The following is an 8,769-nucleotide window of genomic DNA, read 5'->3' as shown; positions in this document are numbered from 1 at the left end:
CAGTCGATATTCCCCAAGACTCAAGGTGTTGCGGCTGCCTGTTGAGAAAATTTCTCAGGCGTCTGCCAACCAGCGCAAGGGGCGCTGCGGTCGGGTGAGCGAGGGGGTATGCATCCGTCTCTATTCGGAGGAGGATTTCAACGCCCGTCCGCAATACACGGATCCGGAGATCCGGCGTACTTCGCTGGCCAGCGCACTGCTGCAGATGAAGCGGCTGCGGCTGGGGGAGATGGCGGATTTCCCCTTCATCGACCCGCCGGAACCGCGCCTGATCCGTGACGGCGAAAAGACGTTGCACGAGATCGGCGCGCTGGACGAGAAGGGGCGGCTGACGCCCCTCGGCCACAAGGTGGCGCGTCTGCCGCTGGATCCTCACTTCGCCCGCATGATTCTGGAGGGTGAGCGCAACGGTGTGCTGGCGGAGGTGCTGGTTGTGGTCTCCGCCCTGTCCATCCAAGATCCGCGAGAAATGAAGGCGGAGGGCGCGGCCAGGGCGCATGCCCGCTGGCGGGATCCACGCTCGGATTTTCTGTTCTTCATCCACCTGTGGCACTTCTACGAATACCAGAAGCGGCATCTCAGCCAGAACAAGCTGCGCAAGCTGTGCCTCACCAATGCGCTCTCCTTTTTGCGCATGCGGGAATGGCACGACCTGTTCATGCAGCTGCGCGCCACCCTCAAGAGGATGGGTGTGGCGGTGCCGGACCTGCACCCGCTGGAAGCGTGCAGCGAACCGGACATGCCGGAAATGCGCCTGTCGGATGCCCACGCCGTCAGCCTGCACCGCAGCCTGCTGGCTGGCCTGCTGGGCAGTGTGGCCATGAAGGATACGGACAACGCCTATCTGGGCGCCCGCAACAGCCGCATCCACATTCATCCGTCCTCCGTACTGTTCAGGCAGCGGCCCAAGTGGCTGGTGTCCGCCGAACTGGTGGAAACCACGAAGCTGTGGGCACGCACCAATGCCCCTGTCGATCCGCGCTGGATCGAACCGCTGGCGGGGCATCTTGTCAAGCGCAGCTACGAGGATCCCCACTGGGAGGCGCGCCGCGGACAGGTGGGTGCCTACGAGAACGTGACCCTGTATGGCCTGCCGCTGGTGCGTCGGCGCAAGGTCAACTACGGGCGCATCAATCCGAAGGAGGCGCATCGCATCTTCATTCAGGCGCTGGCGGCTGGCGAGGTGCGCACCCGCGTGCCCGCCATCGTGCACAACGAGAAGCTGCGCCGGGAGATCGAGCGGCTGGAGCACAAGATACGCCGCCCGGACCTGATGGTTGACGAAAGCGTGCTGCAGGACTTCTACGCCGCGCGCATTCCTGAGCACATCTACAACACGCCCGCCTTCGAGACATGGTGGCGGCAGGCAGGCGAGGCCGATCGCAAGGCGCTCTTTCTCACTCGTGAACGGCTGATGAGGCGGGAAGCCGATGCGGACTGGCAGAGGGACTTTCCTGATCAGCTTCAGATCGACAACCATGTGCTGTCGGTGCGCTACCGCTTCGAGCCGGGGCAGGCACGGGACGGGGTCACCTTCCGTATCCCGCTGGAGGCACTCGGCTGGCTGGATGACACCCGTTTCGACTACCTGACACCGGGGTTGCTGGCCGAGAAGATCGCTTTCCATCTGAAGAAATTGCCCGGTGGCCTGCGTCGACGGCTGGTGCCCGTGCCGCAGACGGCGAAAAGGCTGGCCGGAGAGATGAGACCGGACAGCGGCGAGCCCTTCGTGCGTCAGCTGACCCGGCTTCTGCGTCGTCATCTGGCAGATGACATTGATGAAACCCTCTTTGAAAACACGGACCTGCCGGATTATCTGAAACCCAAATTTGAAATTGTGGACGGGCAGGGCAAAGTACTGGCGCGGGGCATGGTACTGAGCGCGCTGCGTCAGCAGCTGGCCGAGCGGCTGCGCAGGGTCAGTCGCAGGGCGGCACAGACGGAAACCTGGCAGGACTTTGAACGCCCGCTGCCGGAAAAGGTGGAGCGCACTGTCGGCGGTCAGCATTTCGTGCTCTATCCGGCCCTGCGGGCGGGGGAGGAGGGGGTGCAGTATGTGGAATTGCCTCAGCCTGATGCGGCACGGGAAAGCCATGCCGAAGGCGTGCTCGCGCTGCTGCAGCTGCGTCTGAAGGAGAAGGCGGACTATCTGCACAGGAAGCTGCCTCTGAAGCAGGCGTGCCTCATCTACGCCCCGCTGGGCAGTTGTGACAGCCTGAAGGCGCAGGTTGTCCGGCGTGCTCTGCGCGCGCTGGTGCCGTCATCGGAAGCCATTCGTGATCCTTCCGCTTTCCGCGAAGTGGAAGCGCAGGTGCGCGCCGGCTGGATCGAGCAGGCTCAGAAGTTGTCCGAGCAGGTGACGGACATTCTGCAGCGCTACCAGCAGGTGAAACGGCGGCTCAAGGGCGGCAACCCTCGCTTGCTGCAGGCGTTGGGTGACATTCAGGGGCAGCTGGATGGGCTGGTGTTCACCGATTTTGTGGAGAAGGTGCCGGATCCCTGGTTCGGCCGCCTGAGTGTCTATCTGCGCGGCATCGAGCAGCGTCTTGAACGGCTGGAGCAGAACCCGGCACGGGATGCGGAGCAGATGGCCACTCTGCGAGAGGCGCAGGCGCTGGTGGAGGGCGCGGTCAGACGCCATGGTGAGTCGGACGCCACCCTGCAGCTGCGCTGGCTGCTGGAGGAGCTGCGGCTGCAACTGTTCGCCCCCACCATTCGCACCCTGCAGCCGGTGTCGCTGCGACGGTTGGAAAAGATGATGGAAAAACTGTGACGATTTAATTGAGTGACAGGCTTGATGAATTAGAATGAACGGGCACAGGCTTTCTGTTGCTCAACCCACTGAGAATCGCAAGGAGGAACGCTCATGAAAAAATGGATGATGCTGATGGCGCTCTCCAGCGCCACACTGCTGACCGCCTGTAGCGGCGGCAATGATCAGGGCGGCCAGTCCGCTCAGGCACCTGCCGAAACCCAGCCGGCAGCACAGGCGTCCGCCCCTGCGCAGAAACCCGCCGAATCAGCCGCCTCCATGGCTGAAAAGGCCAGCGACATGGCCAAGTCTGCAGCAGACAAGACCGCCGAAGTGGCCAAATCCGCCGGTAACAAGGTGGCCGAGGTCACTCAGTCTGCCGGTGAGGCGGCAGCCAAGATCGCCGCAGCAGCGGGCGAGAAGGCGGATGAAGCCGTCCATGCCGTGCAGGGCGCCATGACTGCCGCCAAGGAGCCGGTTCAGCCCAAGGCGCCGGCGGACAAGGGTGCCGCAGTCTATGGCCAGTGTGTCGGCTGCCATGGCCCCAATGGCGGCGGTGGCGTCGGACCCAAGCTGGCCGGCCAGAGCGCCGAAGAGATCAAGGCCAAGCTGCATGACTACAAGGCAGGCAAGCAGCGCGGCCCGCAGACGGCCATGATGGCGCCCATGGCGCAGGGATTGTCCGATGAGGATATCGAGGCTGTTGCCCAGTATATTGCAAATAATTTCAAGTGATTTATTGAAATTCATTGTATGTCATTGCCAGACCCCGCTATCATGCGGGGTTTTTTATTCATGAAAATTTGTAAAAATGATCTGGATCAATTTCATTACACCGGGTGAACCCTAAAATTCCCATCACTTTTCACGGTGGGAGTGAGTCCATGCGTCGAGTCGCAATCCTTCTATTTACAGCCTGTTCGCTTGTCTGGAGCGCCAATGCCTTGGCAGATGACCAGGCCCTCTATCTCAAGGGCAAACATCTTTACGAGCAGTCCTGCGCCGGCTGCCATGGTGCGGATGGAAAAGGGGACATCGGGCGACCGCTGGCGGGGCAGGAGATGCCGGAGCTGATCCGCAAGATGAAAGCCTACAAGGCGGGCAGGCATGTAGGCTTCAACGCCAGCCTGATGACGCTGCGAGCCAAGTCGCTCAGTGACGAGCAGATCCGAGCCGTGGCCCTCTACATCTCCCGTGATCTGAAGATCTGATCCTCGTTTGCGGCACCGGTCGGCCAAGCCGGTGCCCGCGTCTTTTGGTTGTCTCTGATAAAATCCCGTCCAGAACCGGGGCGCAGATCCCGACATTGACACATCACATCGCACAATCTGGAGGTCAACATGGAGCAGGCAACCGCGCTGGTTGACGGCGTCAATACATTCTTCATTCTCATGGGCGCCATTCTGGTGTTCTTCATGCATGCCGGGTTCGCTTTCCTTGAAGTGGGCACGGTGCAGCACAAGAATCAGGTGAACGCGCTTTCCAAGATCATCACGGATTTCGCCGTATCCACCATCGCCTACTTCTTCATCGGCTTCGGCATCGCCTATGGCGTCTTCTATGGGTTCGACATGGCGAAACTGATGCATGACATGACCCATGCCAATGGTTACGAACTGGTCAAGTTCTTCTTTCTGCTCACCTTCGCCGCCGCCATTCCGGCCATCATCTCCGGCGGCATTGCGGAAAGAGCCCGTTTCTGGCCCCAGCTGGCAGCCACCTTCCTGCTGGTGGCCTTTGTCTATCCCTTCTACGAGGGCATGATCTGGAACGGCAACTTCGGCTTCCAGAGCTGGCTTGAGCAGACCTTCGGCGCCGGCTTCCACGACTTTGCCGGCTCTCTGGTGGTGCATGGCGTCGGTGGCTGGATCGCGCTGGCGGCGGTGCTGCTCTACGGCCACCGTCACGGGCGCTATACCCGGGATGGGCGCATCAACTACGCGCACCCGCCCTCCAGCATCCCCTTCTTGGCGCTGGGTGCGTGGATTCTGAGCGTGGGCTGGTTCGGCTTTAATGTGATGTCCGCTCAGACGGTGGACGCCATCTCCGGCGTGGTGGCGCTCAACTCCCTGATGGCGATGGTGGGCGGCATTCTGGCAGCGACCGTCTTCGGCAAGCGCGATCCGGGTTTCATTCACAACGGTCCACTGGCGGGACTGGTGGCCATATGTGCAGGGTCTGACATCGTCAATCCGCTGGGGGCGCTGGCGATCGGCCTGGTGGCCGGCTGGCTGTTCGTCAAGGCCTTCACCTGGACGCAGAACACCCTGAAGATCGATGATGTGCTGGGTGTATGGCCGCTGCACGGGCTGTGCGGCGTGTGGGGCGCGCTGGCGGCGGGCATCTTCGGCACCAAGGCGCTCGGCGGCTTGGGGGGTGTCAGCTTCATGAGTCAGCTGGTTGGCTCTCTGGTGGGTATTGCCATCGCCTTCATTGGCGGCTATGTCGTCTATCTGCTGCTGAAGAAGACCGTGGGCATCACGCTCAGCGAAGAAGAGCAGTACGAAGGGGCGGATCTGGCCATTCACCGCATCCGCGCCAATCCGCCGGGCGATTACTGAGTTTGGGTATAATCTTCCCGGCGATGACAGCAGGCCGCAGACGCGGCCTGTTTTTGTTTCGGGAGGAGACCCGCCTTGATTGAATCGCTGAACGCAGAGCGTCTTTACCGTTCCACCCGTTTCGAACAGGATCCGCGCAAGCAGCCCTGTGACATTACCCGCTACATGCAACGGGTGCACCCCCGCGCGTGGCAGTCGCTGGCCTTCGGCCTGCATCTGAAGCGCAAGCAGAACCATATCTTCGTGCTGGGCGAGCCCGGCGTGGGGCGCATCGGCATGGTCAAGGCCATGCTGGAGCAGGCGGCCGCCAGCCGCGCCGTTCCCGACGATGTGGTACTGGTGGCGGATTTCGCCAGCCGCAACCAGACCCGCTACCTCTATTTTCCAGCCGGTCGCGGTCGCGCCTTCAAGGAGGCGGTGGAGGCCTTCATTGCCCAGATGAAGGCGCAGCTGCCGCTCATTTTCGATGGCGTGGCCTATCAGCGCCGCAGTCACGAACTGGAGCTGGAGCTGAAGGCGCGTCAGGACGAGGTGCTCAAGCCCGCCTATGAACTGGCTGAGAAGCTGGGCGTGGAGATCGATCAGGGTGACAACAGCTTCATGCTCTATGCCAAGCATGAGGGGCAGCTCTATCGCCTGAGCGAGCTGAAGGCGAAGGATGAGGCGCTCTACCAGCGCTATGAGAAGGCCATCGGCGAGGTGGAGCAGGCGCTCAACGAGGCGTTGAGTCACTTTCCCCAGCTGCAGCACGCGCATCAGGAGGCCGGCAGGCGCCTCAACACGGAAACCGCGCTGGCGCACATTTCGCCTCTGATCGACAAGCTCCAGCGTCGTTTCGGCGAGCGGCAGGAGGTGGCCGACTATCTGGACGACCTCAAGCATGCGGTGGTGGCCCGCCTGCACCTGTTCTGGGACCAGAGCGCCGAGCAGGTGACCACGCTTACACCCCAGACCGGCCTTGAGGAACTGATCCAGGCCCAGCCGGGCATGGCGGTGTTCGGCGTCAATCTGCTGGTGGACAACGGTGGGCTGGAAAGCGCTCCGGTCATCTATGAGGACAACATCACGCTTGCGAAGCTGACCGGCTTTACCATTCAGGCCCATCAGCAGAACAGCAGCGGCGACATGCTGGCGCTGGCCATGAACCATCAGGCGGGCCTGCTCCAGCAGGCCCATGGCGGTTTTCTCATGCTGCCGGTGGAGAAGGTGCTGGCCGACAGTGCCCTGTGGACGGAGCTGAAGGCGGCCCTGATGGGCAAGCGGCTCAGCTTCACGCTGCCTCAGAGCGCGCAGGTGGTGCCCTATCACCTACCGGATTTCCCGCTGGAGGTGACGCTGGTGCTCATCGGAGAGCCGGCGCATTTTTACGCCCTGCAGGCGCTGGACAGCGACTTCGACCGGCTGTTCAAGGTGCAGGTGGAATTTGAGAGTGAGCTGGAGCGCACCGGGGAATACGAACAGGCGCTGGCGGCCCGTCTGGCGGACGAGGTGGCCCGCTGGAACGACCTGCCCATGAGCGTGTGCGCGCTTGAGCGCATGGTGGAATATGCCGCGCGGCTGGCGGAGGATCAGCAGCGGCTCAGCGCCAACAAGGGGCTGCTGCGAGACATGATGGCCGAGGCCAACGCCTGGGCCCGGGCTCATGGCCATGAGCAGGTGACCCGCGAGGTGGTGGAGGCGGCCATCGAGCAGCGCAGCTTCCATACCGGTCTGGTCGAGGACGCCTACCACCGCGCCGTGGTGGAGCGTCAGATCCTCATCGATCTGGAAGGGCAGCGTGTGGGCCAGGTCAACGGCCTGACTTGGATTGCGCTGGGCAAGCACGCCTTCGGCCAGCCGGTGCGCATCACCGCGCAGGTGTCTCCGGGAGATCAGGGCGTGCTGGACATTGAACGGGAAGTGGAGATGGCCGGCCCCATTCACAGCAAGGGGGTGCTGATTCTCGACGGCTTTCTGCGCGCCCGCTATCTGCGCCATCGGCAGGACGGCTTTTCCGCCTCGGTGGTGATGGAGCAGACCTATGACGGTGTCGAAGGCGACAGCGCATCCTCGGCGGAGCTGGTGGCGCTCATCTCGGCGCTGGCGCAGGTGCCGCTGCGGCAGGACCTGGCCCTGACCGGCTCGGTCAACCAGTTTGGCGACATGCAGCCGGTGGGCGGCATCAACGAGAAAATCGAGGGCTTCTTCAAGATCTGCCGGGCGCGCGGGCTGACCGGCGAGCAGGGGGTCATCCTGCCGCGGGCCAATGTGCGTCATCTGATGCTGTCACAGGCGGTAAGGGATGCGGTGGCGGCGGGCCAGTTCTACCTGTATGCCGTCGGTCACGTGGACGATTCGCTGGAGCTGCTCACCGGCATGCGCGCGCAGCAGGTGCATGATCAGGTGCTCGAACGGCTTGAACGGTGGGCGGAGAAGGACGAGGAAAGGGCCGACACCGACTGACCCGCAACCTCCGGCTCAGCCGGCCCGGTTATGGCGCTTCGCCCAGGCGCGGGCCACATGCCAGCGCCAGAAACAGTTGATGCCCACATGGCTGACCGCGCCGAGCACCAGTCCCACCACCACGCTGCCCACATACAGCGGCACGCCGATCTGGCCGATCAGCGCCATCAGCCTCTCAGGCTCCATGCTCCATTCGAAATGCTGGGCTGGTCGCTGCAGCACCCAGGTGCCCACCAGATAGTTGAAATAGAAGATGGGGGGCATGGTGATCGGGTTGCTGATCCACACCAGCGCCACGCTCAATGGCAGATTGGCGCGCAGTGGAATGGCAGTCAGGGCGGCGGCGATCATCTGCCATGGCATGGGAATGGACATCCAGAACATGCCGATGAAGAAGGCGCGCGCCACCGAGCGGCGGTGCAGGTGCCAGATGGCCGGGTTGCCCAGCCACCTGCCCAGCCAGCCCAGTCCCTTCATGTTGCGGATCTTTTCCGGATCGGGTGTATATTTCCTGAAAAGTTTGCGAGGCATGTGAGTTGATTCCCTTCGTGCTTGGCTGGCTGGCCGGCCTGTGGTTCTTGCAGCAGTGGCCCGGTTGGGCGCCATGGGGAGCGCTGGCCGCCGCCGGCAGTATTTTAGTGGCTCGGCGCCTGCCTGCGGCGGCAAAATGGCGCGCTGTCCCGCTGGGCGTGCTGGCCGGTCTGCTGTGGGGCGCACTGTGGGCGCAGCAGCACCGCCCGGTGTCAGCGACATGGATGGATCACCCGCTGGAAGTCCGGCTGGTGGTGGCCGGGCTGCCTAAGCACCGTCTGCAACCCTATCCCCGCCAGCAGGTGCGCGCCCGTATCGAGCAGGTTCGGCGTGTGGGTGACTCCACCTGGCAGAGCGTGGATTGGCGGGTGCGCCTGCGGTTGTATGGTGAGGTGGCGAGTCGTGTGACGCTGGAGCCCGGCAGTCGCTGGCAGATGCGCGTGCGGCTCTCGCCGGTGCATGGCTGGGTCAATGAGGCGGGAT

At 63.0% G+C, this 8,769-nt stretch carries 7 protein-coding genes; 6 read left to right on the top strand and 1 reads right to left on the bottom strand.

What is annotated here, in order from left to right; genetic code table 11:
- From hrpA to F8K16_RS06990, 5 genes are all read left to right on the top strand, one after another.
- A partial coding sequence (gene hrpA / locus F8K16_RS07010) for an ATP-dependent RNA helicase HrpA (RefSeq protein WP_294948645.1) occupies positions 1-2,773 on the top strand: 2,773 nt, incomplete at its 5' end.
- Between the two features lie 93 nt (positions 2,774-2,866).
- Positions 2,867-3,487 carry a c-type cytochrome gene (locus F8K16_RS07005; RefSeq protein ID WP_294948643.1) on the top strand — a complete coding sequence of 207 codons (621 nt, stop codon included), beginning with the start codon at positions 2,867-2,869 and terminating at the stop codon, positions 3,485-3,487.
- A gap of 209 nt (positions 3,488-3,696) precedes the next feature.
- Entirely contained in the window at positions 3,697-3,963 is a 267-nt protein-coding gene (locus tag F8K16_RS07000; RefSeq protein WP_294948640.1) for a c-type cytochrome, read from the top strand.
- Positions 3,964-4,092: 129 nt separating this feature from the next.
- Positions 4,093-5,313, top strand: coding sequence for an ammonium transporter (locus F8K16_RS06995; RefSeq protein WP_294948638.1), 1,221 nt, complete (start codon positions 4,093-4,095; stop codon positions 5,311-5,313).
- Between the two features lie 75 nt (positions 5,314-5,388).
- Positions 5,389-7,755, top strand: a complete 2,367-nt coding sequence (locus F8K16_RS06990) for an AAA family ATPase (protein WP_294948635.1) — start codon at positions 5,389-5,391, stop codon at positions 7,753-7,755.
- 15 nt (positions 7,756-7,770) lie between these two features.
- Here F8K16_RS06990 and F8K16_RS06985 read toward each other — a convergent pair whose 3' ends face one another.
- On the bottom strand, positions 7,771-8,286 hold the full coding sequence (locus F8K16_RS06985; RefSeq protein WP_294948633.1) for a DUF2062 domain-containing protein: 516 nt from the start codon (positions 8,284-8,286) through the stop codon (positions 7,771-7,773).
- Between the two features lie 17 nt (positions 8,287-8,303).
- Between F8K16_RS06985 and F8K16_RS06980 the strand changes: the two genes are divergently transcribed.
- Positions 8,304-8,769: DUF4131 domain-containing protein (locus tag F8K16_RS06980; protein ID WP_294948630.1), on the top strand; the 466-nt coding region annotated here is incomplete at its 3' end.

The sequence above is a fragment of the Sulfurivirga sp. genome (assembly GCF_015490265.1).
Lineage (GTDB): Bacteria > Pseudomonadota > Gammaproteobacteria > Thiomicrospirales > Thiomicrospiraceae > Sulfurivirga.
This window is presented reverse-complemented; position numbering and strand designations above follow the sequence as displayed.

Excerpts from the sequence above, each read along its gene's own strand:
- F8K16_RS06985 (WP_294948633.1), bottom strand. The coding sequence starts at position 8,286 with ATGCCTCGCAAACTTTTCAGGAAATATACACCCGATCCGGAAAAGATC.
- F8K16_RS06995 (WP_294948638.1), top strand. The coding sequence starts at position 4,093 with ATGGAGCAGGCAACCGCGCTGGTTGACGGCGTCAATACATTCTTCATT.
- F8K16_RS07005 (WP_294948643.1), top strand. The coding sequence starts at position 2,867 with ATGAAAAAATGGATGATGCTGATGGCGCTCTCCAGCGCCACACTGCTG.